This is a genomic window from Paracoccus angustae (assembly GCF_042648745.1).
GTDB lineage: Bacteria > Pseudomonadota > Alphaproteobacteria > Rhodobacterales > Rhodobacteraceae > Paracoccus > Paracoccus angustae.
Window position 1 is genome coordinate 48,794 of record NZ_JBHRXY010000014.1, and the last position, 23,271, is coordinate 72,064.

Sequence of the window (23,271 nt, forward strand, 5' to 3'; positions counted from 1 at the left end):
CGCCCGGCGGGGCGCGGTTGCTGTTCTGCGGCCCGGATCAGTTGGCGGGGGCGTCCGCCGCGGGCGTTTCCGCCGCAGGAGCGGCTGCCGGGGCGGGCTCGTCGGCATAGGCCGACAGCGCGTCGAACGCCGCGGTAAAGCCCGACAGCGACAGCTTCAGCCGGACCGGATTGTCGCGGTTGCCGCCAAAAGGCAGCAGGGTCAGCGTCGCCTCGCTTCCGCGCTTCAGCGCGTCCAGTTCGGCCTGGGTGAAGCCCAGCCGCGAGACGCAGCCCACCGGGGCGCAGAAGCTGAAGGGATAGCCCCGCGACTCGCCCGTGCCGACGGCAAAGCCCAGGCCCTGGATCAGGTCGGTTTCCAGGGGCGCAACCACCGTCGCGCCCGCCGCCACGTCCTCGCTGTTCTTCAGCGGGATCAGGGTCATCTCGGCTACCGCGTTCCCCTCGTCGTCCTTGAGCAGCTGATACAGCTCGCAAGGATCCTTGCCCTGCTCGGCCTTCAGGCAGCGGGTGGTCCAGTCCTGGTTCGTGGTCTTGACGTAATACTGGCCGACCTGCGGTTCCGCATCGGCGGGCGCATCGGCCGCCGGCGTGGCGGGGGCCTCGGCGGCGCCGTCCGTGGCGGGCGCTTCGGCCGCCGGCGTGGCGGGAGCCTCGGCGGCAGGAGCTTCGGCGGCGGGGGCCTCGGCGGCAGGGGCCTCGGCGGCGGGGGCCGGTGCTGCGGGCGCGGCGTTGTCCTGCGCGAAGGCCGGTGCCGCGACAAGGGCAAGCGCCGCCAGAAGGGCCTGCGAGGGTTTGATTGGCATGGTTGTTTCGTCCCTTTGCTCAATGCGTTGAGCGGGCCTAGCATGTCCGTTCGCGTTTGTCAGGCCGCAACCGGATGGCGGTGTTCACCAAGCGTTGACCCGCATGGATCTGGCAGGCATCTGCCTGTCATCACATCGACACGGATCGCGTGACATCAAGGGCCGGGGCGAAACTGGAAAGGGTCGTGGCACGAACTACGACCCCGACGCCATAGGCGCTGTCTTCCCCCTGCCGGACTGGCCGGTCATCATTGATCTGCACGCTAGTCGCGCCGCCGCCATCCGTCAACAGTTCCGTGACAAGGCCGCAATCACAAAAAAACCGCGCCCGAAGGCGCGGCAAGTCCAACAGGGAGGAAGGTTCGTCACCGACGAGCCTGGTGACGAACGATTCGCATCCTGTCATGGTTGCATTAACAATGTATTGTCGCGCCGGACGGCAAACCGGCGCCCGGCGCAACGGGGGAACAGGAATGACGGATGTGGTGGATCGGCAGGCGAACACGATCGTGGTGGGCGGCGGCGGGCCGGACAGCGCCGCTCCGCAAAGGCTGCTGCTGAAATACGCCAACCGCCACGGGCTGATCGCAGGCGCCACCGGCACCGGCAAGACGGTCACGCTGCAAACCCTGGCGGAAAGCCTGTCCCTGGCGGGCGTGCCGGTGGTTCTGGCCGACGTGAAGGGCGATCTGGCGGGCATGGCCTATGCCGGCAGCGCCGAGGCAAAGCCGCACGCGGCCTTTGCCGAACGGGCCGCCCGGATCGGCCTGGCGCTGGATTATCGGGCCTTTCCCGTGACCTTCTGGGACATCTGGGGCGAGAAGGGCCATCCCGTCCGCACCACTCCGGCCGAGATGGGGCCGCTGCTGCTGTCGCGCCTTCTGGATCTGACCGAGGCGCAGGAAGGGGTGATGAACATCGCCTTCCGCGTGGCCGACGAACAAGGGCTGGCGCTGCTGGACCTGAAGGACTTGCAGGCGATGCTGGTCTGGGTGGGGCAGAACGCCGCCGATCTGTCGCTGCGATACGGCAATGTCGGCACGGCCAGCGTGGGCGCCATCCAGCGGGCGCTGCTGGTGCTGGAAAACCAGGGCGGCGACCGGCTGTTCGGCGAACCCGCGCTGGATCTGGCCGACATCATCCGGCAGGATGCATCCGGCAAGGGGGTCGTCAACATCCTGGCCGCCGACCGGCTGATGCGGTCGCCCCGCCTTTACGCGACCTTTCTGTTGTGGCTCTTGTCCGAGCTGTTCGAGCAGCTGCCCGAGGTGGGCGACCCCGACCGGCCGCGCGTCGCCTTTTTCTTCGACGAGGCGCATCTGCTGTTCGACGACGCGCCCAAGGCCCTGGTCGAAAAGGTCGAGCAGGTCGCCCGTTTGATCCGCTCCAAGGGCGTCAGCCTGTGGTTCGTCAGCCAGAACCCGGCGGACATTCCCCAGGGGGTGCTGGGCCAGCTTGGCAACCGCATCCAGCACGCGCTGCGCGCCTTCACCCCCAAGGATCAGAAGGCGCTGCGCATGGCGGCCGAAAACTATCGCGCCAATCCCGGCTTCGACACCGCCGAGGCCATCCAGCATGTCGGCACCGGCGAGGCCGTGACCTCGCTGCTGGAGGAGAAGGGCGTGCCCGGCATGGTGCAGCGGACGCTGGTCCGCCCGCCCTTCAGCCGCATGGGGCCGATCTCGGACGCGGAACGGGCCGGGGCAATGGCGGCCTCTGCCATGGGGGTGAAATACACGAAAACCATCGACCGCGATTCCGCGCATGAATTGCTGGCGCGCAGGACCAGCGAGGCGGCCAGGGCAGAGAACGAGGCGCTGTTCGACATGAACCGCGCCGAATACCGCAATGCCCGACGGTATCGGCCGCGGGACGAGGCGCCCCCCAGGTCGTCCCGCGGCGATTCGATCGTGGAAGCCTTCGGCAAAAGCCTGGCGCGGCAGCTTGGCACCAAGACCGGCCAGGCCATCGTCAGGGGCGTGCTGGGATCGCTGCTGCGGGGCCGCTGAACGCGGCGCCGATCTGCGCCAACATCGCCGCCCCGACGCCCGCGCCCGCCCGGACCGGGGCGGGGGCATCGGCCACCGCCGCGCGCATTTCCGCCAGGATGGCGATCATCAGCAGAACATGGCGGTGCATGTCGTATTCCGCGGCGCGTTGCAGCCGGGCCTCGTTCATGGCCGCCTCCTCGGCGCGCAGGCGGGGCAGGCAAGCGCCGGGGGCGGGGCAGTGGTCGATCCGCAGCAGGCGCTTGAGGTCGCGGCCGCGGCGCCATCCGGCCTGCCCCTCGCGGGCGGCGCGGATCAGGATGCGCGGGCGGCGCAGGGACTCGGTCGCGGGACGGGGGCGGAAGGCGATCACATTCGGCATGTAGCTCATTTTGAACTGTCCCATTGGTGTTGGTGAGACCAGCTTCACACAACTTTAACGGGTGTTGCCTGCCGCTTTATCGCAGCGTTCGGTCGGGAAACGTATCTTTAGGATTTGTTAGGGAATGTTGCGGCTATCTGCTGATGATCAGCCGTTCCATTAACCACGTTTAACGCAACCTCAGGTAGTTCACTCCCCCGGCTGCCAAGGATGACAAGGAACCAGACATGACGCTTTTGACCGGTGATTTCGCCATCGACAGCCTTGCCGCGGAGCACCGTTCGCCGACCGGGGCAGCCCCCACCCCCCTTGACGGTCTGCCCGACGATGCGCGCCTTTACCTTCGCCATGTCGAGGAAGGCCAGTCGATCCGCGCCTTGGCGCGGTCCGAGGGCTGCCACGCCTCGACCATCCTGCGCCGGATCCGCCGGTTCGAGGCGCGGCGCGACGATCCCCTGGTCGATGGCGCCCTGGCCGAAGGCGCGGACCGTCCGCGCAAGCTGGACGACCGGCAGGCGATGCGCCTGTTGCGCCGCCTGGCGGAACCCGGCGCGGTGCTGGTCACGGCCGAGGGCATGGACAAGGCCATCATCAGCCGCGACGACATCCGCACCGCCGTCCTGGAACGCTGGATCGCCGAACTGATGGCGCTAAAGGGATGGGTCGTGCCCTCGGCCATGCCGGGGCGGGTGCAGCGTTACGCCATCGCCCCCGCCGGGCGCGACGCCCTGCGCGACATGCTGCAATCGCCGCGCCAGCGCAAGGCCGTGCCCGGACCGGCCGAGTTCACCGACGCGATCCCCGTGGCCGACGGCCCGGCGGGCATGGCCGAGGCTTCCGCAGGTTTCGACCATGCCGACCGGCACCGCGTCTGGGAAAGCCGCGTGATGGATGACCCCGAGGATCGCCGCCGCCGCCGTGTCCGCGTCAACATCGCCGAAAGTCCGCTGCTGCTGCTGGCGCGGCGCCGCGACGGGGCGGGCAAGCCCTTCCTGTCGTCCGGCATGGTCGCGGCGGGCGAGCGCCTGCGCGAGGATTTCGAGCTGGCGCAGATGGGGCCGCGCGTGACGCAGAACTGGGCGGGCTTCATGACATCGGGCATCGACGTTTCCCGCAGCGGCGGGGGCTATCGCGGCGGATCGGACTCGGCGCGCGACCGGGTGGCGATGGCGCTGCGCGACCTGGGCCCGGGCATGGGCGACATCGTGCTGCGGGTCTGCTGCTTTCTTGAGGGGATCGAACTGACCGAGCGCCGCCTGGGCTGGTCGGCCCGGTCGGGCAAGATCGTGCTGCGCCTGGCCCTCATGCGGCTGGAGCGGCATTACCAGGAAACCTATGGCAGCGGTTCCCGTCTGATCGGGTGACACGGGAAAGGGGCGCCACGCGGGCGCCCCGTTGGTAACAGCGAACTCGTTGCGCGACTACGAAACCATCGACTCGCTACCACAAAGGCGGTGTCATTCGGCCGCGACGGAGGTGCGGGCCTTCTGGGCCCGCGCCGCGCGGATCCCCGCGCCATAGGCCGGGCTGATGCGGTCGAAATGAACCAGCGCGCGTTCGATCACGTCCTCGTCCGCGCCCTCCATCGCGGCGGCGATGTTCTTGTAAAGCCGCGCCCGCTCCTCGTCGTTCAGCACGCGGTCGTGCAACGCGCGGGGCTGTTCGTAGTCGTCGATCAGCTGGCGGTGCGGCTGGCGCGCGGCCACGCCGGACAGACGCAGCGGAGGCTCGGCAAAGGACGGATCCTCGACCGCGCCGCCCCTGCTGTTCGGCTCGTAATACGCGTCCGTGCTGCCCGTCGCCTGGCCGAAGAAGTTCATCTGCCCGTCCTTGTGGTAATGATGAACCGGGCATTTCGGCGCGTTCACCGGCAGATGCTCGTAATGCGTGCCCAGGCGATAGCGATGCGCGTCGGCATAGCTGAAGACGCGGGCCTGCAACATCTTGTCGGGGCTGTAGCCGATGCCGCGCACCTTGTTCGACGGGCTAAAGGCCGCCTGTTCGATCTGCGCGAAATAGTTGTCGGCGTTGCGGTTCAGTTCGAACTCGCCCACCTCGATCAGCGGGTAATCCCCGTGCGGCCAGACCTTGGTCAGGTCAAAGGGATCGTAAGGGGTCTTTTCCGCGTCCAGTTCGGGCATGATCTGCACGAACATGGTCCAGCGGGGGAACTCGCCCCGCTCGATCTTGCCGAACAGCGCCTCCTGATAGCCCTCGCGGGTGTGGCCGATGATCTCGGCGGCCTCGCCGTTGGTGTAATGGCGGTGGCCCTGCCGGGTCTTGAAATGGAACTTGACCCAGAAGCGTTCGCCGTCCTTGTTCCAGAAGGAATAGGTGTGGCTGCCGAAGCCGTCCATAAAGGTCGGATCCTGCGGCAGGCCCCGGTCCGACATCAGGATCGTCACCTGGTGCAGCGATTCGGGCACCTGGCCCCAGAAGTCCCACATGGCCGTCGGGCTGCGCAGATTGGTGCGGGGGTGGCGCTTCTGCGTGTGGATGAAGTCCGGGAACTTCAGCGGGTCGCGGACGAAGAAGACGGGCGTGTTGTTGCCCACCAGGTCCCAGTTGCCCTCGTCGGTGTAGAACTTCAGCGCGAATCCCCGCACATCGCGTTCGTGGTCCGCCGCGCCCATCTCGCCCGCCACGGTCGAGAACCGCGCCAGCATCGGGGTGGTCTTGCCGACCGCGCCGAAGATCGAGGCGCAGCTGTACCGCGAGATGTCGTGCGTCACCGTGAAGGTGCCGAAGGCGCCCCAGCCTTTCGCGTGGACCACGCGCTCCGGGATGCGCTCGCGGTTCTGGTGCGCCAGCTTTTCCAGAAGCTGATAGTCCTGCATCAGCACCGGCCCGCGGTCGCCCGCGGTTTCGCTGTGCTGGTTCGAGGCGATCGGCGCGCCTGCCGTGGTGGTCATGCGGGGACGGGGGCTGTCCTGGGTCATCCTTGGCTCCTTCGGTCTCGGTTCGGGTCGTTTCTGCCAGGGGATCGGCATAAACGGAAATCGCTTAAACAGATGAACCCGATAAGGCATCCTAATGAACATCACCCTTCGCCAGTTGCGCTATTTCCTGGCGCTGGCCCGGCAAGCGCATTTCACCCGCGCGGCCGAGGTGATGAACGTGACCCAGCCGGCGCTTTCCATGCAGATCCGCGCCCTGGAGGAGGAGGTCGGCGCCCCCCTGGTCGAACGCACGGCGGCGGGCGTGCTGCTGACGCCGCAGGGCCGGGCCCTGGAAGCCCATGCCCGCAAGGTCATGGCGGCCATGGCGGGGCTGGAGCAGGGGATGCGACAGCCGGGGCGGGGCGGGCGGCTGATGCTGGGGATGATCCCGACCGTCGCCCCTTATCTTCTGCCCGAGGCGCTGCCGGTCCTGCGCGCCCAGGACATCGGCCGCGACCTGCACCTGCGAGAGGCGCAGACCGACCGGCTGGTCGATGAGCTGATCCAGGGGCGGCTGGACGTGGCCGTTGTGGCCACCGCGCCCGACAGCCCCGATCTGGCCGCGACCCCGTTGTTCACCGACCGCTTCCTGCTGGCGGGCAGCCCCGGCCAGATCGCCCGCATCGGCGCCCGGCGCCCCGAGCCGCGCGACCTCGACCCCGGCCAGCTGCTGCTCTTGGACGAGGGGCATTGCCTGGGCGCCCAGGCCCTGGAGGTTTGCGGCCTTGGCCGCCGCGGCGCGCGCCTGGACCTGGGGGCTGCCTCGCTGTCCACCCTGTGCCGCCTGGCCGCGCAGGGAATGGGCCTGACCTTTCTGCCGCAGCTTGCCCTGCGCCAGGAACGCGCGGCGGCCCCCGGCCTGTCCGTGGTCGCGTTTCCCGAACCCCAGCCATCGCGAAAGGTGCTGCTGCTGCGCCGCGCCTCGACCCCGCCGGGCGGCTGGCTGGACGAGCTGGCGGCGACCCTGGCCGGGGCGGGCGAGCGGGTTATGGCGGGATAGCGCGGCAGGGCCGCTTGACGGGGCGGTTCCGGCCCGCCAAGCATGATGCCGCGACGCGGAAACACGGAACCGCCTGGGCCGGACGGACTTTCCTGACCGACAGCCCCTTTGTGACAGGATTTTCAGATGCAGGACATCATCGCCCTTATGCAGCAGCCCGAGGCATGGGTCGCCCTTGGCACCCTTGTCGTGATGGAGGTCGTGCTGGGCATCGACAACCTGCTGTTCATCTCGATCCTGTCGAACAAGCTGCCCGAAGGGCAGCGGGAACGGGCGCGCCGCGTCGGCATCGGCCTGGCGCTGGTTCTGCGGCTTGGCCTGCTGGCAACCATCGCCTGGATCGTGCAGCTGACGCAGCCCGTTGTCACGATCCTGGGCAACGAGCTGTCCTGGAAGGACATGATCCTGATCGCGGGCGGCCTGTTCCTGGTCTGGAAGGCCACAAAGGAAATCCACCACCACGTCGATCCGGCGGATCACGAGGACACCATGGTCGGCGTCGCGGGCGTTTCCTTCGGCAGCGCCATTGTGCAGATCCTGATCCTGGATCTGGTGTTTTCCATCGACAGCATCATCACCGCCGTGGGCATGACGCCGCATGTGGAAATCATGGTGGTCGCCGTTGTCACCGCCGTGACCGTGATGCTGCTGGCCGCGAACCCGCTGGCCGCCTTTATCGGCAAGAACCCCACCATCGTGATGCTGGCGCTGTCCTTCCTGCTGCTGATCGGCACCACGCTGATCGCCGAGGGCTTCGGCGTCCATGTCCCGAAAGGCTATGTCTACGCCGCGATGGCCTTTTCCGCCATTGTCGAGGGGCTGAACATGTGGGCGCGGAATGCACGGCTGCGCAAGCAGGCCGCAAGCCGCTAGCAAGCGCCGGGGCCGCCGCGCGCGGCCCTTGTGCTGTGGCGGGGTGGGGAAAGGCTGGTACCCGAGGTCGGACTCGAACCGACATGCCTTGCGGCGGCGGATTTTGAATCCGCTACGTCTACCATTCCGTCACTCGGGCCTTCCGGTTTCTGCCCTAGCGCGGGGCAGGCCGCTTTGCAAGAGGGGTCAGGCGCGGCCGAGTTTCTGCAATCGCGCGTCCCGCAGCCGGGCGAAATCGTCGCCCGCGTGATAGGACGACCGCGTCAGCGGCGTCGCCGAAACCATCAGAAAGCCCTTGCCGTAGGCGGCCTTCTCGTAGCCGGCGAATTCCTCGGGCGTGACGAAGCGGTCCACGCGGTGATGCTTGGGCGTCGGTTGCAGATACTGGCCGATGGTCATGAAGTCGATGTCGGCGGCGCGCATGTCGTCCATGACCTGCAAGACGCTGCCCCGATCCTCGCCCAGGCCCACCATGATGCCCGACTTGGTGAACATGGCCGGGTCCAGTTCCTTGACCTTCTGCAAAAGCCGCAGCGAATGGAAATAGCGCGCGCCGGGCCGGACCGTGGGGTAAAGCGCCGGAACCGTTTCCAGGTTGTGGTTGAACACGTCGGGCCGCGCCTCGACCACGGTTTCCAGCGCGCCGGGCCTGGACTTCAGGAAGTCGGGAACCAGAACCTCGACAGTCGAATCGGGGCTGCGGTGGCGGATGGCGCGGATCGTTTGGGCGAAATGATCCGCCCCGCCGTCGTCCAGGTCGTCGCGGTCGACGCTGGTGATGACGACATGCTTCAGGCCCAGTTTCTGCACGGCATGGGCGACGCGGCCCGGTTCGAACACGTCCAGCGCATTGGGCTTGCCCGTCGCCACGTTGCAGAAGGTGCAGCCGCGGGTGCAGATCTCGCCCATGATCATCATGGTGGCGTGGCCCTGGGACCAGCATTCGCCGACATTGGGGCAGCCCGCTTCCTCGCAGACGGTGGACAGCCGGTTGTCCTTCATGATGTCGCGGGTGCGCTTGTAACCCTCGGACGTGGGGGCCTTGACGCGGATCCAGTCCGGCTTCTTGGGTTGGGCCTGGTCGGGCCGATGGGCCTTTTCCGGGTGTCGCTGGTCGGGAATCCGAAGATCGCGCAAGGCCATGTCCTTTCGGTCGCGGTTCGGCCAGAAATAACCGCTCTCACCGCCAAGCGCAACGCATGGGGGCCATGCAATGCAGCGGCCCGGCACGCGGTTCCCGCGTTCCGCGCAACATTCTTGTGTGCCGGCGTGACGGAACAAGCGTGTCGTCTGGGTGTTGGTTCGGCAATTCAATGCCTAAACGCCATACATGGAGGATTGCGATGACCATCAAGACCCTGACCGCCCCGCTTGCCCTGGCTGCCGTTCTTGGCTTCGGCTCGACCGCTTTCGCCCAGACCATGGTCGGCACCCAGGAGGTCAACGAGGCGGACATGGCCGCCGTGGCCGAACATTGCCGGACCTTGGCCATGGGGTCGGATGACCAGGCCCCGAACGCGACCGTCTCGGGCGGCGATGCCGGGAATTCGGGCAATGCCGACGACGATGCGGTGGCCGGCGCCGGTCCCGACACCGATGCCGGCACCATGGACGCCGCGCAGCCGACCACCGGCAACGAGGGCAACCAGGACGACGACTCGCCCAACCCGGCCACCGCCGCCGCTGCCAGCGACAACTCTGCGACCGCCACGACCGGCGTGGAAGGCAACCCGGATGCCGACCAGTTCTCGGGTTCGATCAACATGGAGATCATCACCCTGGCCGATTGCCAAGCCGCGGGAATGTGATCCGTCCGCAGGCGGAACGACCGGAGGCAGCCCCCGTGGCTGCCTTCTTCGCGTTGCAGGGCAGGGGTGATGCCGTCCCGCGGCATGTCCGGGCAGGGGATGTGACGTTACGGCACCGGCTGCCGGAAACCGGCAGGGGCTTCTGGAACGGGGCACCCGGAATGGACATATGGGCGCAAAGGCGGCGCGGTCGGCAGGCGTGCCATCCAGATCGGCGCCCGTTGACCCCGCTGGCGCGCGGGTCTAAACGGGCGCCTAGCTAACCCGTCGCGGGCAGCCACAGCTTTTCCGCGGCCGACAAGGGGAACTTGCCCGTGGAAACTCTGCTACAGGATTATCTGCCGATCCTTGTTTTCGCCGGGATGGCGTCCGCATTGGCGCTGGTCCTGATCCTTGCCGCCGTGGTGGTCGCGGTGCGCAACCCGGACCCCGAAAAGGTCAGCGCCTACGAATGCGGCTTCAACGCCTTTGACGACGCCCGGATGAAGTTCGACGTGCGCTTCTACCTGGTGTCGATCCTGTTCATCATCTTCGACCTGGAAGTGGCCTTTCTGTTTCCCTGGGCGGTCAGCTTCGCGGGCCTGACGGATGCGGCCTTCTGGTCGATGATGGTGTTTCTGGCGGTGCTGACCGTGGGCTTTGCCTACGAATGGAAGAAAGGGGCGCTTGAATGGGCGTGATGACCGGGGCGAACACCGCCGGACCCGACCGCGAGGTCGCGACCGCCGCGCTGAACCGCGAATTGCAGGACAAGGGCTTCCTGCTGACCACGACCGAGGACATCATCAACTGGGCGCGCAACGGCTCGCTGCACTGGATGACCTTCGGGCTGGCCTGCTGCGCGGTCGAGATGATGCACACCTCGATGCCGCGCTACGACGTGGAACGCTTCGGCACGGCGCCGCGCGCCTCCCCGCGCCAGTCGGACCTGATGATCGTCGCGGGCACGCTGACCAACAAGATGGCCCCGGCGCTGCGCAAGGTCTATGACCAGATGCCGGAACCGCGCTATGTCATCAGCATGGGAAGCTGCGCCAACGGCGGCGGCTACTACCATTACAGCTATTCGGTGGTGCGCGGCTGCGACCGGATCGTTCCGGTGGACATTTACGTCCCCGGCTGCCCGCCCACGGCCGAGGCGCTGCTTTACGGCATTCTGCAACTTCAGCGCCGGATCCGGCGCACCGGCACGCTGGTGAGGTAAGCCATGGCCGCCTATCCCGACATCGACGCGCTTGACCAGTTGGCCGAACACCTGAAGCTGCGCTGCGGCGACCAGGTTCTGGATGCCACCGTCGCCTTTGGCGAACTGACCGTGACCTCGACCCTGTCCGGCATCGTGGACCTGATCGAGTTCCTGCGCAGCGACAGTTCCTGCCGCTTTTCGACCCTGGTGGACATCACCGCCGTCGATCACCCGGAACGTCCGCATCGGTTCGACTTGGTCTGGCACCTGCTGTCCATGTACCAGAACCACCGCATCCGCGTGAAGGTCGCCATCCGCGAGGACGAGATCGTCCCCTCGATGGTGCCCGTCTTTCCCTGCGCCAACTGGTTCGAGCGCGAGGTCTTCGATATGTTCGGGATCCTGTTCTCGGGGCATCCCGACCTGCGGCGCATCCTGACCGACTATGGGTTCAGCGGCTATCCCCTGCGCAAGGATTTTCCGACCACCGGCTATGTCGAGGTCCGCTACGACGAATCCGAAAAGCGCGTGGTCTATGAACCCGTGCGCCTGACGCAGGAATACCGCCAGTTCGACTTCCTTTCGCCGTGGGAGGGCGCGAAATACGTGCTGCCCGGCGACGAAAAGACCAAGGGGTAAGCACCATGGACGGCGACATCCGCACCAACCAGTACGACGACGGATCGGCTGACACCCTGGTCGGCGAACAGAAGATCCGCAACTTCAACATCAACTTCGGTCCCCAGCACCCGGCGGCGCACGGCGTGCTGCGCATGGTGCTGGAACTGGACGGCGAGGTCGTGGAACGCGCCGACCCGCATATCGGCCTGCTGCATCGCGGCACCGAAAAGCTCATGGAAAGCAGGACTTACCTGCAAAACCTTCCGTATTTCGACCGGCTGGACTACGTCTCGCCCATGAACCAGGAACATGCCTGGTGCCTGGCGATCGAGCGTCTGACCGGAACCGTGGTGCCGCGCCGCGCCAGCCTGATCCGGGTGCTGTATTCGGAAATCGGCCGCATCCTGAACCACCTGATGGGCCTGACCACGGGGATGCTGGACATCGGCGCCCTGACCCCGCCCTTGTGGGGGTTCGAGGCGCGCGAGCAGCTGATGGTGTTCTACGAACGCGCCTGTGGGGCGCGTCTGCACGCGGCCTATTTCAGGCCGGGCGGCGTGCATCAGGATCTGCCGCCGGACCTGCTGGACGATATCGAGGAATGGTGCGACAGCTTCCTGAACCTTGTTGACGACCTGCACACGCTGCTGACCGAAAACCGCATCGTCAAGCAGCGCCTGGTCGGCATCGGCATCGTCACCGAACAGGACGCGCTGAACTGGGGCTATTCGGGCGTGATGGCGCGCGGGGCCGGGATGGCCTGGGACCTGCGCCGGTCGCAGCCCTACGAATGCTACGACGAATTCGACTTCAGGATCCCCGTCGGGCGCAACGGCGACTGCTATGACCGCTACCTGTGCCGGATGCAGGAGATGAAGGAGTCGACCTCGATCATGCGCCAGGCGGTGCAGAAGCTGCGGGCCGAGCCTGCCGGCGACATCCTGGCGCGCGGCAAGCTGACGCCTCCGCGGCGCAGCGACATGAAGCGCGACATGGAAAGCCTGATCCACCACTTCAAGCTGTATACCGAAGGCTTCCGCGTTCCGGCGGGCGAAGTCTATGCCGCCGTCGAGGCGCCCAAGGGCGAATTCGGCGTGTATCTGGTCAGCGACGGAACCAACAAGCCCTACCGCGCCAAGCTGCGGGCGCCAGGTTTCCTGCATCTTCAGTCGATGGACTGGATCGCCAAGGGCCATCTGCTGGCCGATGTGCCCGCCCTGATCGCCACGCTCGACATCGTGTTCGGAGAGGTTGACCGCTGATGCTCCGCCGTCTTTCGCCCGTCCAGCCGGACAGCTTCGAATTCACGCCCGCGAACCTGGACTGGGCCTATGCCCAGATGACCAAATACCCGGAAGGCCGCCAGCAATCGGCGATCATTCCGGTCCTGTGGCGCGCCCAGGAACAGGAAGGCTGGCTGTCCCGGCCTGCCATCGAATACTGCGCCGAACTGCTGGGGATGCCTTACATCCGCGCCCTGGAAGTGGCGACGTTCTACTTTATGTTCCAGCTGCAACCCGTTGGCAGCGTGGCAAATATCCAGATTTGCGGCACCACCACCTGCATGATCTGCGGGGCCGAGGACCTGATCGCCGTCTGCAAGCGCAGGATCGCGCCCGCGCCGCACACCCTGTCGGCGGACGGCAAGTTCAGCTGGGAGGAGGTCGAGTGCCTGGGCGCCTGCACCAACGCCCCCATGGCCCAGATCGGCAAGGATTTCTACGAGGACCTGACGCCCGCCCGGCTGGAGGAGCTGATCGACGCATTTTCGGCCGGTCAGGTGCCGCTGCCGGGTCCGCAGAACGGGCGCTTCTCGTCCGAGCCTCTGGGCGGCCCGATCGCGTTGGCCGATCTGAAGGGGCAGGGCGACAGCCTGAACGCCAGCGCCGCCCTGGCGCGCGACATCGGCGAGACGGTCAAGCGCATCGACGGGACCGAGGTGCCGATCCTGACCAAGTGGCTTCGCAACCCCGAGGCCGCCGCGGACGACCGGACCGGCAGCGACACCGCGCCGGAACGCGAGCCGCGTCCGGCGGCGGGCGAACCCGCCGACGTGACCGGCGTGACCGAGCAGGAAGCGCAGGCGGCATCGGCGGCGCGGCCGGTGTCGGACCGCAACCCGGCAGGCATCCGCGACATCGAGAAGGCGGAACAGAAAGACGAGACGACGGACCGATAGGCGGGGGGGCCAGGCGATGCGTGGAACCGGGCAGGATCGCGATGCGGGCCAGATGCGTCTGGCGGCCCTGGTGATCGCCGTAGCGATGTGTTCGTGGCTGCTGGTCCAGGCGCTTGGCGGCTATTACGATTGGGCCGCGAAATGGGCCTTTCTGGCGGATCTGGCCGCCATCGGAGCTTTTGTCTGGTCGCTGATCGTGACCTGGCGTATCTGGCGGCGCAGGAAGGCCTGACGCCCCGACGAGAGGATTGAGAACAGGATGCTGAAAGATCAGGATCGCATTTTTACCAACCTCTACGGGATGGGCGACCGCAGCCTGGCTGGCGCGCGCAAGCGCGGCCACTGGGACGGCACGGCCGAAATCATCGCCCGTGGGCGCGACAGGATCGTGGAGCAGATCAAGGCATCGGGCCTGCGCGGACGCGGGGGCGCGGGTTTTCCGACCGGCCTCAAGTGGTCCTTCATGCCCAAGGAATCCGACGGCCGCCCGTCCTATCTGGTGATCAACGCCGACGAATCCGAACCCGCGACCTGCAAGGACCGCGAGATCATGCGCCACGATCCGCACACGCTGATCGAGGGCGCGCTGATCGCCTCTTTCGCGATGGGCGCGCACGCGGCGTACATCTATATCCGGGGCGAGTTCATCCGCGAGAAGGAAGCCCTGCAAGCGGCCATCGACGAATGCTATGACGCGGGGCTGCTGGGCGCGAACGCGGCGGGGTCCGGCTGGGACTTCGACCTTTATCTGCACCACGGCGCGGGCGCCTATATCTGCGGCGAGGAAACGGCGCTGCTGGAAAGCCTTGAAGGCAAAAAGGGCATGCCGCGCATGAAGCCGCCCTTTCCGGCGGGCGCGGGGCTTTACGGCTGCCCGACCACGGTGAACAACGTCGAATCCATCGCCGTGACGCCCACCATCCTGCGGCGCGGGCCGGAATGGTTCGCGGGCTTCGGCCGCCCCAACAACGCGGGCGTCAAGCTGTTCGGCCTGACCGGCCACCTGAACACGCCCTGCGTGGTCGAGGAGGCCATGTCGATCCCCCTGCGCGAGCTGATTGAAAAGCATGGGGGCGGCGTGCGCGGCGGTTGGAAGAACCTCAAGGCGGTGATCCCTGGCGGCGCCTCCTGCCCGGTTCTGACGGCGGAGCAGTGCGAAAACGCCATCATGGACTATGACGGAATGCGGGAATTGCGGTCGTCCTTCGGCACCGCCTGCATGATCGTGATGGACCAGCAGACCGATGTTATCAAGGCGATCTGGCGGCTGTCCAAGTTCTTCAAGCACGAAAGCTGCGGCCAGTGCACGCCTTGCCGCGAAGGCACCGGCTGGATGATGCGGGTGATGGAGCGCCTGGTGCGCGGCGACGCCGAAGTCGCCGAGATCGACATGCTGCTGGACGTGACCAAGCAGGTCGAGGGCCACACCATCTGCGCCCTGGGCGACGCCGCCGCCTGGCCGATCCAGGGCCTGATCCGCAACTTCCGCGAGGAGATCGAGGACCGTATCAAGGCCAAGCGCACTGGCCGCATGGGGGCGATGGCTGCGGAATGACGATGTCGGATCGCAAGGGGACATCGGCATGATCCCCCGGATTACACATCAGATTTACTTCGGGGGCTTTGACGCCCTGCCCGAGGCCGATCGCCTGCGGATAACGGCCTTTCATCGGCGCAACCCGTCGTGGGAACACAGGTTCTATGACCGCCGCGCGGCCGAAAGCTGGCTTGCCGAGAATTGCGGGCAGGACATCCAGGACGCTTATCACAAGATCGATGCGATCTATTATGCGGCCCGCGCCGATTTTCTGAGGTATCTTCTGTGCGAACGGCATGGCGGCGTTTATCTTGACGTGAAATCCGAAGCATCGCGGCCCTTGGATGAGGTTCTGCGCCCCGACGACACCTATCTGCTCAGCCAGTGGAACGAACTTCGCGGTCGTCCTGCCGGACAAGGCGGCCACGCCGATCTGGCCGATGTTCCGGGCGACGAATTCGTGAACTGGTACATCGCCGCTTCCGCGGGTCATCCGTTCCTGCGTGCCGTGATCGAACGGGTCATGTCCAACATTGCCAGCTATGACGTGTGGCGCAGCGGCGTGGGCCGGATCGGCGTGCTGCGGACCACCGGCCCGATTGCCTACACAAAGGCGATCTTTCCCATTCTGGATCGGTTCCCGCATCGTTTCGCGGACATGGAAGCCGATCTCGGCTTTTGTTATTCGCGGTTCGGCGATCACAAGAGCCATCGTGTCCATTATGGCCGGCATTACGAAACGATGTCCGATCCGGTGATAAAAAGCGGTCCGCTGACCCATCATGCGGCGCGTCTTTGGTTCAGCCGCATCCAGCCGGAGATGCAGCGCACCAGGCGCCGCGTCCGCAAGGTCGCCACAATGCTGCTGAAGGCGCGGCCATGAACGGACGCCATTCCGCCTTGCCTGCCTGCCTTGAGACCGGCTTTCGTCGGGCCCTGGCCCGCGCGAGAAAGGCCCGGCCGTCGTTCTGGATGAAGCGGGTGCGGACCGCCGCCGCTGTTGTCGTTCTGGGCGTTCTGCCCGCCGCCGCCCTGCCGCCCTTGTCGCAGGACCGCCACGTCAACGACAACCTTGTGCAGGCCCGGGTGGCCGACATGCTGCGCCGGGGCTGCCCCGATCTGGACGCGCGGATCATCAAGGCCTTTTCCGAGGCGCGCAAGCTGAAACGCTATGCCCTGGACCGGGGATACAGCGAGGCGCAGATCGACGCCTTTCTGGACAGCAAGGAAGAGCGCCGCCGCATCTATGCCGAGGCCGACCGCTACATGGTCGCCAACGGGGTGGTGAACGGCCAGCCCGACACGTTCTGCCGTTTGGGGCGGCAAGAGATAGAACGGAAGACGATCGCCGGATCGCTTCTGGTTGCCAGGTAAGGAAGAAAGCCGATGGCCGATTTGCGCACGATCAAGATCGACGGGACCGAGATCGCGGTCGATCCCAACCTGACCCTGATCCAGGCCTGCGAGATGGCCGGGATCGAGATCCCGCGTTTCTGCTATCACGAACGGCTGTCCATCGCGGGCAACTGCCGGATGTGCCTGGTCGAGGTCGTGGGCGGCCCGCCCAAGCCCGCCGCGTCCTGCGCCATGCAGGTCAAGGATCTGCGCCCCGGCCCGGACGGCGCGCCGTCGGAAATCCGCACCAACAGCCCCATGGTCAAGAAGGCCCGCGAGGGCGTGATGGAGTTTCTGCTGATCAACCATCCGCTGGACTGCCCGATCTGCGACCAGGGCGGCGAATGCGACCTTCAGGACCAGGCCATGGCCTATGGCGTGGACTTCAGCCGCTACCGCGAGCCGAAGCGCGCGGCCGAGGAGCTGAACCTGGGGCCGCTGGTCGAAACGCACATGACGCGCTGCATCAGCTGCACCCGCTGCGTGCGCTTCACGACCGAGGTCGCGGGCATCAGCCAGATGGGCCAGACCGGTCGGGGCGAGGACAGCGAGATCACCAGCTATCTCAACGAGACGCTGGCCTCGAACCTGCAAGGCAACATCATCGACCTGTGCCCGGTCGGCGCGCTTGTCAGCAAGCCCTATGCCTTCAAGGCCCGCCCCTGGGAGCTGCGCAAGACCGAGACCGTTGACGTGATGGACGCGCTTGGCAGCAACATCCGCGTGGACGTGAAGGGCCGCGAGGTCATGCGCATCCTGCCCCGCAACCACGACGACGTGAACGAGGAATGGATCAGCGACAAGACCCGCTTCGTTTGGGACGGGCTGCGCCGCCAGCGGCTGGACAAGCCCTATATCCGCGAGAACGGCAGGCTGCGTCCGGCGACCTGGCCCGAAGCCCTGGCGGCGGCGGCCAGCGCGATGAAGGGCCGCAAGGTCGCCGGTCTGGTGGGCGACCTGGCCCCGGTCGAGGCGGCGTTCAGCCTGAAGCGACTGATCGAAGGTCTGGGCGGCAGCGTCGAATGCCGCACCGACGGCGCGCGTCTGCCCTCGGGCAACCGGGGCGCCTATGTCGGCACGGCGACCATTGCCGACATCGACAGCGCCAAGCGCATCCTGCTGATCGGCACCAACCCGCGCGAGGAAGCGCCGGTGCTGAACGCGCGCATCCGCAAGGCCTGGGCGCATGGCGCGCAGATCGCGCTGATCGGGGATCCGGTCGATCTGACCTATGACTATCACCACCACGGCAACGACCGCGCCGCGCTGACCCATCTGGTCAAGGACGACCTCAAGTCCACCGCGGGCACGCCCGGCATCGTGATCGTGGGCCAGGGCGCCCTGCGCGAGGCGGACGGAGAGGCCGTGCTGGCCAACGCCATGCGCATCTGCGAACTGGACGACTGCAAGCTGCTGGTCCTGCACACGGCCGCCTCGCGCGCGGGCGCCATGGACGTGGGCGCCGTCACCGAGGGCGGGCTGGCTGCCGCCATCGACGGGGCCGAGGTGATCTATAACCTCGGCGCGGACGACGTGGACGTGGCCCCCCGTTCTGAAAAGGGGGGCGCCGTCGTGATCTATCAGGGCAGCCATGGCGACCGGGGCGCGCACCGCGCCGACATCATTCTGCCCGCCGCCTGCTATACGGAAGAAAACGGCCTGTTCGTGAACACCGAGGGCCGTCCCCAACTGGCGCTGCGCGCGAACTTCGCCCCGGGCGAGGCCAAGGAGAACTGGGCGATCCTGCGGGCGCTGTCCGCCGAACTGGGCCAAACGCTGCCCTGGGACAGCCTGACGCAATTGCGCCGCGCGCTGGTCGAGGCCGTGCCGCATCTGGCGATGATCGACCAGGTGCCGGAAAACGAATGGCGTCCGCTCGACCGGATGGATCTGGGCAAGGCTTCCTTCCGTTACGCGGTCAAGGATTTCTATCTGACGAACCCGATCGCCCGGTCCTCGCCCCTGATGGCCGAGCTGTCCCGCATGGCGGCTGCGCGCAACGCCCCCGCCCTGGCGGCCGAGTGACAGCCATGTGGCCAGCGTCCCGCCAGCCCCGCCATCTGATCGCGGCCCTTGCCGGGGCCGCGATGCTGGCCGGTTGCGCGGATGACGCCACCCTTGGCCGCCCCAAGCCCAAGCCCGAGACGATGACCGCGAAGGTCGCCACCCCTGGCGCGGCCAATGGCAAGGCGCCCCTGACGCTGGCCCGCATCTCCACCAAATCGGGCGAGATCCTGATTCTGGAACCCGACGGCAGCGTCACCACCATGGCGCTGGACAGCCCCGAAGGGCAGGACGCCTTTGCGGTGTCCGAGGCGGACCTGATGGCGCTGAACGCCAATCTGGATCTGGACCTGGGGGCGGGCGCGGCCCCCGACCTGCCGCCGCGCCAAACCGCCCAGGACAAGGCGCTGGAGGAATTCGCCGCCCGCACGCAACCCGCGCTGCCCGCCTGGGCCGAGGGGACCGCCGTCGATCCTGCGGACTTCATGGGCGCCCGGGTGGCGTCGCTTGCCCCCGGCGGATCGTCCGATCTGGTCGAGGTGACGGCGAACTTGCGCCAGGGGGTGGACGCCGATATTGCCTTCTCGTATGCCACCTGCGCGCTGGCAGGCTGGGCCAAGCGGAATGGCGGGCCGTACGGGCGGCATGTGCGCACGCTTCAGGACACGCGCGACGGCAAGCTGATGATCGGTGCCGCATTCACGCTGTCGGACGAAAAGCCGATGGGGCTGCGGGTGATGGAAACGGAAGAAACCTTGCGCGAGTGCAAGGCGCGCGGCATTCCCGCCGCGTAATGGGATAGGGACGGGCATGGCTGAATTCTGGGCATCCTCTCTGGGCATGACGATCCTGCTTCTGGCGCAGGGTTTGGCGGTGATCGCCTTTGTCATGCTGTCGCTGATCTTTCTGGTCTATGGCGACCGCAAGATCTGGGCTGCCGTGCAGATGCGGCGGGGCCCGAACGTGGTCGGTCCCTGGGGCTTGCTGCAAACCTTTGCGGACGCGCTGAAATACGTGCTGAAGGAAATCGTGATTCCCGCCGGGGCCGACAAGTTCGTCTTCTTCCTGGCGCCCTTTCTGTCGATGACCCTGGCGCTGCTGGCATTCGTCGCGGTTCCCTTTGCCCCCGGCTGGGTGATGGCCGACATCAACGTGGGCATCCTGTTCATCTTCGCGGTGTCCTCGCTCGAGGTGTATGGCGTGATCATGGGCGGCTGGGCCTCGAACTCGAAATACCCGTTCCTGTCGTCGCTGCGGGCTGCGGCGCAGATGATCTCGTACGAGGTCAGCCTGGGCCTGATCATCATCGGCGTCATCATCTCGACCGGCTCGATGAACATCACCGCCATTGTCGAGGCGCAGGCGGGCGCGGGCCTGCTGTCGTGGTACTGGCTGCCGCATTTCCCGATGCTGGTGCTATTCTTCGTGTCGGCCTTGGCCGAGACAAACCGCCCGCCCTTCGACCTAGCCGAGGCGGAATCCGAATTGGTCGCGGGCTTCATGGTCGAATATTCCTCGACCCCCTACCTTCTGTTCATGGCGGGCGAATACATTGCCATCTGGCTGATGTGCGCGCTGATCAGCCTGCTGTTCTTCGGCGGCTGGCTGTCGCCCATCCCGGGGATCCCCGACGGCGCGATCTGGATGTTCCTGAAGATGGTCTTCTGGTTCTTCATGTTCGGCATGGTCAAGGCCATGGTGCCGCGGTACCGCTATGACCAGCTGATGCGGATCGGCTGGAAGGTGTTCCTGCCCTTGTCGCTCGGCTGGGTCGTGCTGATCGCCTTTCTTGCCCGCTTCGAGGTGTTCGGTTCCTTCTGGGCCCGCTGGGCAGGGGCGTGATCCATGGCTTATTCCAACAAGATCGCCGAAGTGCTTGCGAACGCGTCGGAAACCGACAAGGTCGAGTTCGCGCATTTCCTGTCCAACAATCTGGATACCGCTGATCAGTCCCGTGACAGCGCCAGGGTGCGCGAGTACGTGGCGGCCTTCGACCGCTTCGCCGCGCCCAAGCAAGGGGAAGAATTCTGATGGCCTTCGACATCACCCGCGCCACCAAGTATTTCCTGATGGTCGATTTCCTCAAGGGTTTCGGCGTGGCGATGAAATACTTCTTCGCGCCCAAGCCGACGATCAACTATCCCCACGAAAAGGGTCCGCTGTCGCCGCGCTTCCGGGGCGAACACGCGCTGCGCCGCTATCCCAACGGCGAGGAACGCTGCATCGCCTGCAAGCTGTGCGAGGCGATCTGCCCCGCCCAGGCCATCACCATCGACGCCGAACCGCGCGAGGACGGTTCGCGCCGCACAACGCGCTATGACATCGACATGACCAAGTGCATCTATTGCGGCTTCTGCCAGGAGGCCTGCCCGGTCGATGCCATCGTCGAGGGCCCGAATTTCGAATTCGCGACCGAAACCCGCGAGGAGCTGTTCTACGACAAGCAGAAGCTTCTGGACAACGGCGCCCGCTGGGAAGCCGAGATCGCCCGCAACCTGTCCATCGACGCGCCCTACCGATGAGCGACGCCTTCACCAAGCTGTTTCAGCAGATGATGCAGTCGGGTCAGGAAATGGCTCGCGCGTTCAACCCTGCGCTGGAAAACCTCGACCCCCGCGCGTTCGAGAAGATGATCCCGACCATGCCGGCGGACATGCTGGAAATGTGGTTCGGCCGCACCTTCAACCGCGACGGCCTGGACGCCAAGACCCGGCTTCTGGTGACGATCGCCGCGCTGACGGTCCTGGGCGCCCATGCCGAGCCGCAGCTTCGTTTGACCATCCGCCACGCCATCGAGGCGGGGGCGACCGCGCGCGAAGTGGCCGAGGTCATCTATCAGATGGGGATGTTCGGCGGCATTCCGGCCATGCAGAAGGCCCTGGAGGTCGCGCAGACCGTCTTCACGGAACACGAAGGAAAACAGGAATGATCACCTTCGCCTTCTATCTGTTCGCCGTCTCGGTCTGCCTGGCGGGCTTCATGGTGGTGCTGTCCAGGAACCCGGTGCATTCGGTGCTGTGGCTGATCCTGGCCTTTATCGCCTCGGCCGGGCTGTTCGTGCTGCAAGGCGCGGAATTCGTGGCGATGCTGCTGGTGATCGTCTATGTCGGCGCGGTGGCCGTTCTGTTCCTGTTTGTCGTGATGATGCTGGACGTGGACTTCGCGGAGCTTCGCGGCGAGTTGGCAGGGTATCTGCCGCTGGCCGGGCTGATCGGCCTTGTGCTGCTGGCGCTTCTGGTGATCGCCTTCGGCGGCTGGGAAATCGCCGGCCAGGCCGAAATTCTGCGGACCGCGCCCATCGTAGACGAGGCGCTGAACACCAATGCCATCGGGCTGCTGCTTTACGACCGCTATCTGCTGCCGTTCCAGATCGCCGGGCTGATCCTGCTGGTCGCGATGATCGGCGCGATCACCCTGACCATGCGCCACCGCCGCGACATCAAGCGCCAGAACGTGCTGGAGCAGATGTATCGCGACCCCGCCAAGGCGATGGAGTTGCGCGACGTGAAGCCGGGGCAGGGGTTGTGAACGCTGCCTTATGGACGGCCATTGCCGTGGGGATCGCAACGGCGGTTCTTGTGGCGAACGGGTATTTCAGCGGGTAAAGGCCCGTGTCGATGATGAAGTTCAGGGGATGCATTGCATTCTGTTTTGAGGAAGCGGTCGGATAATGCGTAAGGCGGTTAACCTTTGCATGTTGCTTGGCGCAGACGCGGTTGCGGGCTGTGTCCAGGAGGACACGGCGGGTGTCGCGAAGCCGCAGGCCAGTCGCGGCGCGGTCGTGACCAGTCTCGGATCGTCCTATACCGAAGCTCCGATCCTCTACGAAGGCTCGGGCAAGATCGGCATCGGGACAAAGCAGCAGAATGCCAATGGCACGATCTATCGGCGTCATTCCCTGGTCGACAGCGCGGACAAGCCGATCGCGCGGGTCGAGCATGACTGGACCTTGGGCACTGCCCCCATGAAGGGCGACACCGTTCAGGGTTTTGTTGACCGCTTGCGGTGCGCGGGCCGCTTGACCACGTCGGGCCAATTGGCCCGCGGTGCGCAAGACGAAGGCTTTCAGGTCGCCACCGGCCTGGTCGATACCACAAACAACCAGCGAGCGGTCCGTGGCTGCCGGACGCATCACCCCGATCTGCTTGCGCAGTGGCAATGATGAAATGAGATGTCCTGGCGGCGACCTTGACCAATGCCAGGGAAAACAAGACGGCCCTATGGCCCGAAGGGACGAAAGACGATGATAGGCTTGACACATTACCTTGTCGTGGGGGCGATCCTGTTCGTCGCCGGCATCTTCGGCATCTTCGTGAACCGCAAGAACGTCATCGTCATCCTGATGTCGATCGAACTGATCCTTTTGTCGGTCAACATCAACTTCGTGGCCTTCTCGGCCCATCTGGGCGACCTGGCGGGGCAGATCTTCACCATGTTCATCCTGACCGTCGCCGCGGCCGAGGCCGCCATCGGCCTGGCGATCCTGGTGGTGTTCTTCCGCAACCGCGGCTCGATCGCGGTGGACGATGTCAACGTGATGAAGGGCTGATCGGT

General features: G+C 66.1%; 27 protein-coding genes and 1 tRNA gene. 23 read left to right on the forward strand and 5 right to left on the reverse strand.

Annotated features, from left to right (window positions below):
* Positions 1-37: 37 nt before the first annotated feature.
* Entirely contained in the window at positions 38-805 is a 768-nt protein-coding gene (locus ACFOM8_RS15050; RefSeq protein WP_377762723.1) for an invasion associated locus B family protein, read from the reverse strand.
* A 473-nt stretch (positions 806-1,278) separates the two neighbouring features.
* On the opposite strand from ACFOM8_RS15050, the gene ACFOM8_RS15055 reads away from it, so the two are divergent.
* Positions 1,279-2,814 carry a helicase HerA-like domain-containing protein gene (locus ACFOM8_RS15055; RefSeq protein ID WP_377762725.1) on the forward strand — a complete coding sequence of 512 codons (1,536 nt, stop codon included), beginning with the start codon at positions 1,279-1,281 and terminating at the stop codon, positions 2,812-2,814.
* Here the strand turns inward: ACFOM8_RS15055 and ACFOM8_RS15060 are convergent.
* A complete protein-coding gene (locus ACFOM8_RS15060; RefSeq protein WP_377762727.1) occupies positions 2,777-3,184 on the reverse strand; it encodes a DUF6477 family protein in 408 nt (135 codons plus the stop codon). The two genes, ACFOM8_RS15055 and ACFOM8_RS15060, sit on opposite strands and share 38 nt — an antisense overlap.
* A 218-nt stretch (positions 3,185-3,402) precedes the next feature.
* Between ACFOM8_RS15060 and ACFOM8_RS15065 the strand changes: the two genes are divergently transcribed.
* Positions 3,403-4,539 (forward strand): DUF6456 domain-containing protein, encoded by a 1,137-nt coding sequence (locus tag ACFOM8_RS15065; RefSeq protein WP_377762729.1) that lies wholly within the window; start codon positions 3,403-3,405, stop codon positions 4,537-4,539.
* A gap of 93 nt (positions 4,540-4,632) precedes the next feature.
* Here the strand turns inward: ACFOM8_RS15065 and ACFOM8_RS15070 are convergent, their stop codons facing one another.
* Positions 4,633-6,114: a catalase gene (locus tag ACFOM8_RS15070; RefSeq protein ID WP_377762730.1), complete on the reverse strand. Its 1,482-nt coding sequence runs from the start codon at positions 6,112-6,114 to the stop codon at positions 4,633-4,635.
* Positions 6,115-6,208: 94 nt separating this feature from the next.
* Between ACFOM8_RS15070 and ACFOM8_RS15075 the strand changes: the two genes are divergently transcribed.
* Positions 6,209-7,114, forward strand: a complete 906-nt coding sequence (locus ACFOM8_RS15075; protein WP_377762732.1) for a hydrogen peroxide-inducible genes activator — start codon at positions 6,209-6,211, stop codon at positions 7,112-7,114.
* 126 nt (positions 7,115-7,240) lie between these two features.
* The gene (locus ACFOM8_RS15080; RefSeq protein ID WP_377762734.1) at positions 7,241-7,987 is read left to right on the forward strand and encodes a TerC family protein; all 747 of its coding nucleotides are present in this window, start codon (positions 7,241-7,243) and stop codon (positions 7,985-7,987) included.
* Between the two features lie 55 nt (positions 7,988-8,042).
* Here the strand turns inward: ACFOM8_RS15080 and ACFOM8_RS15085 are convergent.
* Positions 8,043-8,126: transfer RNA gene (locus tag ACFOM8_RS15085), tRNA-Leu, on the reverse strand.
* A 47-nt stretch (positions 8,127-8,173) separates the two neighbouring features.
* The gene (gene lipA / locus ACFOM8_RS15090) at positions 8,174-9,130 is read right to left on the reverse strand and encodes a lipoyl synthase (RefSeq protein WP_377762735.1); all 957 of its coding nucleotides are present in this window, start codon (positions 9,128-9,130) and stop codon (positions 8,174-8,176) included.
* A gap of 200 nt (positions 9,131-9,330) precedes the next feature.
* Between lipA and ACFOM8_RS15095 the strand changes: the two genes are divergently transcribed.
* The 19 genes from ACFOM8_RS15095 to nuoK all read left to right on the forward strand — a co-directional run bounded on the left by ACFOM8_RS15095 (position 9,331) and on the right by nuoK (position 23,266).
* Positions 9,331-9,795, forward strand: a complete 465-nt coding sequence (locus ACFOM8_RS15095) for a hypothetical protein (RefSeq protein WP_377762737.1) — start codon at positions 9,331-9,333, stop codon at positions 9,793-9,795.
* 314 nt (positions 9,796-10,109) lie between these two features.
* On the forward strand, positions 10,110-10,475 hold the full coding sequence (locus tag ACFOM8_RS15100; RefSeq protein ID WP_377762739.1) for an NADH-quinone oxidoreductase subunit A: 366 nt from the start codon (positions 10,110-10,112) through the stop codon (positions 10,473-10,475).
* The gene (locus ACFOM8_RS15105) at positions 10,466-10,999 is read left to right on the forward strand and encodes a NuoB/complex I 20 kDa subunit family protein (RefSeq protein WP_347139942.1); all 534 of its coding nucleotides are present in this window, start codon (positions 10,466-10,468) and stop codon (positions 10,997-10,999) included. The genes ACFOM8_RS15100 and ACFOM8_RS15105 overlap by 10 nt, the downstream gene beginning before the upstream one ends.
* Before the next feature lie 3 nt (positions 11,000-11,002).
* A complete protein-coding gene (locus ACFOM8_RS15110) occupies positions 11,003-11,620 on the forward strand; it encodes an NADH-quinone oxidoreductase subunit C (RefSeq protein ID WP_377762741.1) in 618 nt (205 codons plus the stop codon).
* A gap of 5 nt (positions 11,621-11,625) precedes the next feature.
* Positions 11,626-12,864 carry an NADH-quinone oxidoreductase subunit D gene (locus ACFOM8_RS15115; RefSeq protein ID WP_377762743.1) on the forward strand — a complete coding sequence of 413 codons (1,239 nt, stop codon included), beginning with the start codon at positions 11,626-11,628 and terminating at the stop codon, positions 12,862-12,864.
* Positions 12,864-13,781 carry an NADH-quinone oxidoreductase subunit NuoE gene (gene nuoE / locus ACFOM8_RS15120; protein ID WP_377762745.1) on the forward strand — a complete coding sequence of 306 codons (918 nt, stop codon included), beginning with the start codon at positions 12,864-12,866 and terminating at the stop codon, positions 13,779-13,781. The genes ACFOM8_RS15115 and nuoE overlap by 1 nt, the downstream gene beginning before the upstream one ends.
* 16 nt (positions 13,782-13,797) lie before the next feature.
* On the forward strand, positions 13,798-14,013 hold the full coding sequence (locus ACFOM8_RS15125) for a DUF5337 domain-containing protein (RefSeq protein ID WP_377762747.1): 216 nt from the start codon (positions 13,798-13,800) through the stop codon (positions 14,011-14,013).
* Between the two features lie 27 nt (positions 14,014-14,040).
* Positions 14,041-15,336 (forward strand): NADH-quinone oxidoreductase subunit NuoF, encoded by a 1,296-nt coding sequence (nuoF, locus tag ACFOM8_RS15130; protein ID WP_377762748.1) that lies wholly within the window; start codon positions 14,041-14,043, stop codon positions 15,334-15,336.
* 28 nt (positions 15,337-15,364) lie between these two features.
* Complete coding sequence (locus tag ACFOM8_RS15135) at positions 15,365-16,201, forward strand: glycosyltransferase family 32 protein (RefSeq protein ID WP_377762749.1); 837 nt, start codon at positions 15,365-15,367, stop codon at positions 16,199-16,201.
* Entirely contained in the window at positions 16,198-16,692 is a 495-nt protein-coding gene (locus ACFOM8_RS15140; RefSeq protein WP_377762751.1) for a DUF5333 domain-containing protein, read from the forward strand. Before ACFOM8_RS15135 ends, ACFOM8_RS15140 begins: the two co-directional genes overlap by 4 nt.
* 12 nt (positions 16,693-16,704) lie before the next feature.
* A complete protein-coding gene (gene nuoG / locus ACFOM8_RS15145) occupies positions 16,705-18,738 on the forward strand; it encodes an NADH-quinone oxidoreductase subunit NuoG (protein ID WP_377762753.1) in 2,034 nt (677 codons plus the stop codon).
* Positions 18,739-18,743: 5 nt separating this feature from the next.
* Complete coding sequence (locus ACFOM8_RS15150; protein WP_377762755.1) at positions 18,744-19,511, forward strand: hypothetical protein; 768 nt, start codon at positions 18,744-18,746, stop codon at positions 19,509-19,511.
* 16 nt (positions 19,512-19,527) lie between these two features.
* Positions 19,528-20,559, forward strand: a complete 1,032-nt coding sequence (gene nuoH, locus ACFOM8_RS15155) for an NADH-quinone oxidoreductase subunit NuoH (RefSeq protein WP_377762756.1) — start codon at positions 19,528-19,530, stop codon at positions 20,557-20,559.
* A gap of 3 nt (positions 20,560-20,562) precedes the next feature.
* Positions 20,563-20,748, forward strand: a complete 186-nt coding sequence (locus ACFOM8_RS15160; RefSeq protein ID WP_377762757.1) for a hypothetical protein — start codon at positions 20,563-20,565, stop codon at positions 20,746-20,748.
* Complete coding sequence (gene nuoI, locus ACFOM8_RS15165) at positions 20,748-21,239, forward strand: NADH-quinone oxidoreductase subunit NuoI (protein WP_377762759.1); 492 nt, start codon at positions 20,748-20,750, stop codon at positions 21,237-21,239. Before ACFOM8_RS15160 ends, nuoI begins: the two co-directional genes overlap by 1 nt.
* Positions 21,236-21,646 (forward strand): carboxymuconolactone decarboxylase family protein, encoded by a 411-nt coding sequence (locus ACFOM8_RS15170; RefSeq protein ID WP_377762761.1) that lies wholly within the window; start codon positions 21,236-21,238, stop codon positions 21,644-21,646. The genes nuoI and ACFOM8_RS15170 overlap by 4 nt, the downstream gene beginning before the upstream one ends.
* Positions 21,643-22,245, forward strand: a complete 603-nt coding sequence (locus ACFOM8_RS15175; RefSeq protein WP_377762763.1) for an NADH-quinone oxidoreductase subunit J — start codon at positions 21,643-21,645, stop codon at positions 22,243-22,245. The genes ACFOM8_RS15170 and ACFOM8_RS15175 overlap by 4 nt, the downstream gene beginning before the upstream one ends.
* 142 nt (positions 22,246-22,387) lie before the next feature.
* Positions 22,388-22,879 carry a hypothetical protein gene (locus ACFOM8_RS15180; protein WP_377762765.1) on the forward strand — a complete coding sequence of 164 codons (492 nt, stop codon included), beginning with the start codon at positions 22,388-22,390 and terminating at the stop codon, positions 22,877-22,879.
* A gap of 81 nt (positions 22,880-22,960) precedes the next feature.
* Complete coding sequence (gene nuoK / locus ACFOM8_RS15185; protein WP_377762767.1) at positions 22,961-23,266, forward strand: NADH-quinone oxidoreductase subunit NuoK; 306 nt, start codon at positions 22,961-22,963, stop codon at positions 23,264-23,266.
* The last annotated feature ends 5 nt before the right edge of the window (positions 23,267-23,271 follow it).

Coding starts and splice junctions, on each gene's coding strand:
- ACFOM8_RS15050 (WP_377762723.1), bottom strand. CDS start 805: ATGCCAATCAAACCCTCGCAGGCCCTTCTGGCGGCGCTTGCCCTTGTC.
- ACFOM8_RS15055 (WP_377762725.1), top strand. CDS start 1,279: ATGACGGATGTGGTGGATCGGCAGGCGAACACGATCGTGGTGGGCGGC.
- ACFOM8_RS15060 (WP_377762727.1), bottom strand. CDS start 3,184: ATGAGCTACATGCCGAATGTGATCGCCTTCCGCCCCCGTCCCGCGACC.
- ACFOM8_RS15065 (WP_377762729.1), top strand. CDS start 3,403: ATGACGCTTTTGACCGGTGATTTCGCCATCGACAGCCTTGCCGCGGAG.
- ACFOM8_RS15070 (WP_377762730.1), bottom strand. CDS start 6,114: ATGACCCAGGACAGCCCCCGTCCCCGCATGACCACCACGGCAGGCGCG.
- ACFOM8_RS15075 (WP_377762732.1), top strand. CDS start 6,209: ATGAACATCACCCTTCGCCAGTTGCGCTATTTCCTGGCGCTGGCCCGG.
- ACFOM8_RS15080 (WP_377762734.1), top strand. CDS start 7,241: ATGCAGGACATCATCGCCCTTATGCAGCAGCCCGAGGCATGGGTCGCC.
- lipA (WP_377762735.1), bottom strand. CDS start 9,130: ATGGCCTTGCGCGATCTTCGGATTCCCGACCAGCGACACCCGGAAAAG.
- ACFOM8_RS15095 (WP_377762737.1), top strand. CDS start 9,331: ATGACCATCAAGACCCTGACCGCCCCGCTTGCCCTGGCTGCCGTTCTT.
- ACFOM8_RS15105 (WP_347139942.1), top strand. CDS start 10,466: ATGGGCGTGATGACCGGGGCGAACACCGCCGGACCCGACCGCGAGGTC.
- ACFOM8_RS15110 (WP_377762741.1), top strand. CDS start 11,003: ATGGCCGCCTATCCCGACATCGACGCGCTTGACCAGTTGGCCGAACAC.
- ACFOM8_RS15115 (WP_377762743.1), top strand. CDS start 11,626: ATGGACGGCGACATCCGCACCAACCAGTACGACGACGGATCGGCTGAC.
- nuoE (WP_377762745.1), top strand. CDS start 12,864: ATGCTCCGCCGTCTTTCGCCCGTCCAGCCGGACAGCTTCGAATTCACG.
- ACFOM8_RS15125 (WP_377762747.1), top strand. CDS start 13,798: ATGCGTGGAACCGGGCAGGATCGCGATGCGGGCCAGATGCGTCTGGCG.
- nuoF (WP_377762748.1), top strand. CDS start 14,041: ATGCTGAAAGATCAGGATCGCATTTTTACCAACCTCTACGGGATGGGC.
- ACFOM8_RS15135 (WP_377762749.1), top strand. CDS start 15,365: ATGATCCCCCGGATTACACATCAGATTTACTTCGGGGGCTTTGACGCC.
- ACFOM8_RS15140 (WP_377762751.1), top strand. CDS start 16,198: ATGAACGGACGCCATTCCGCCTTGCCTGCCTGCCTTGAGACCGGCTTT.
- nuoG (WP_377762753.1), top strand. CDS start 16,705: ATGGCCGATTTGCGCACGATCAAGATCGACGGGACCGAGATCGCGGTC.
- ACFOM8_RS15150 (WP_377762755.1), top strand. CDS start 18,744: ATGTGGCCAGCGTCCCGCCAGCCCCGCCATCTGATCGCGGCCCTTGCC.
- nuoH (WP_377762756.1), top strand. CDS start 19,528: ATGGCTGAATTCTGGGCATCCTCTCTGGGCATGACGATCCTGCTTCTG.
- ACFOM8_RS15160 (WP_377762757.1), top strand. CDS start 20,563: ATGGCTTATTCCAACAAGATCGCCGAAGTGCTTGCGAACGCGTCGGAA.
- nuoI (WP_377762759.1), top strand. CDS start 20,748: ATGGCCTTCGACATCACCCGCGCCACCAAGTATTTCCTGATGGTCGAT.
- ACFOM8_RS15170 (WP_377762761.1), top strand. CDS start 21,236: ATGAGCGACGCCTTCACCAAGCTGTTTCAGCAGATGATGCAGTCGGGT.
- ACFOM8_RS15175 (WP_377762763.1), top strand. CDS start 21,643: ATGATCACCTTCGCCTTCTATCTGTTCGCCGTCTCGGTCTGCCTGGCG.
- ACFOM8_RS15180 (WP_377762765.1), top strand. CDS start 22,388: ATGCGTAAGGCGGTTAACCTTTGCATGTTGCTTGGCGCAGACGCGGTT.
- nuoK (WP_377762767.1), top strand. CDS start 22,961: ATGATAGGCTTGACACATTACCTTGTCGTGGGGGCGATCCTGTTCGTC.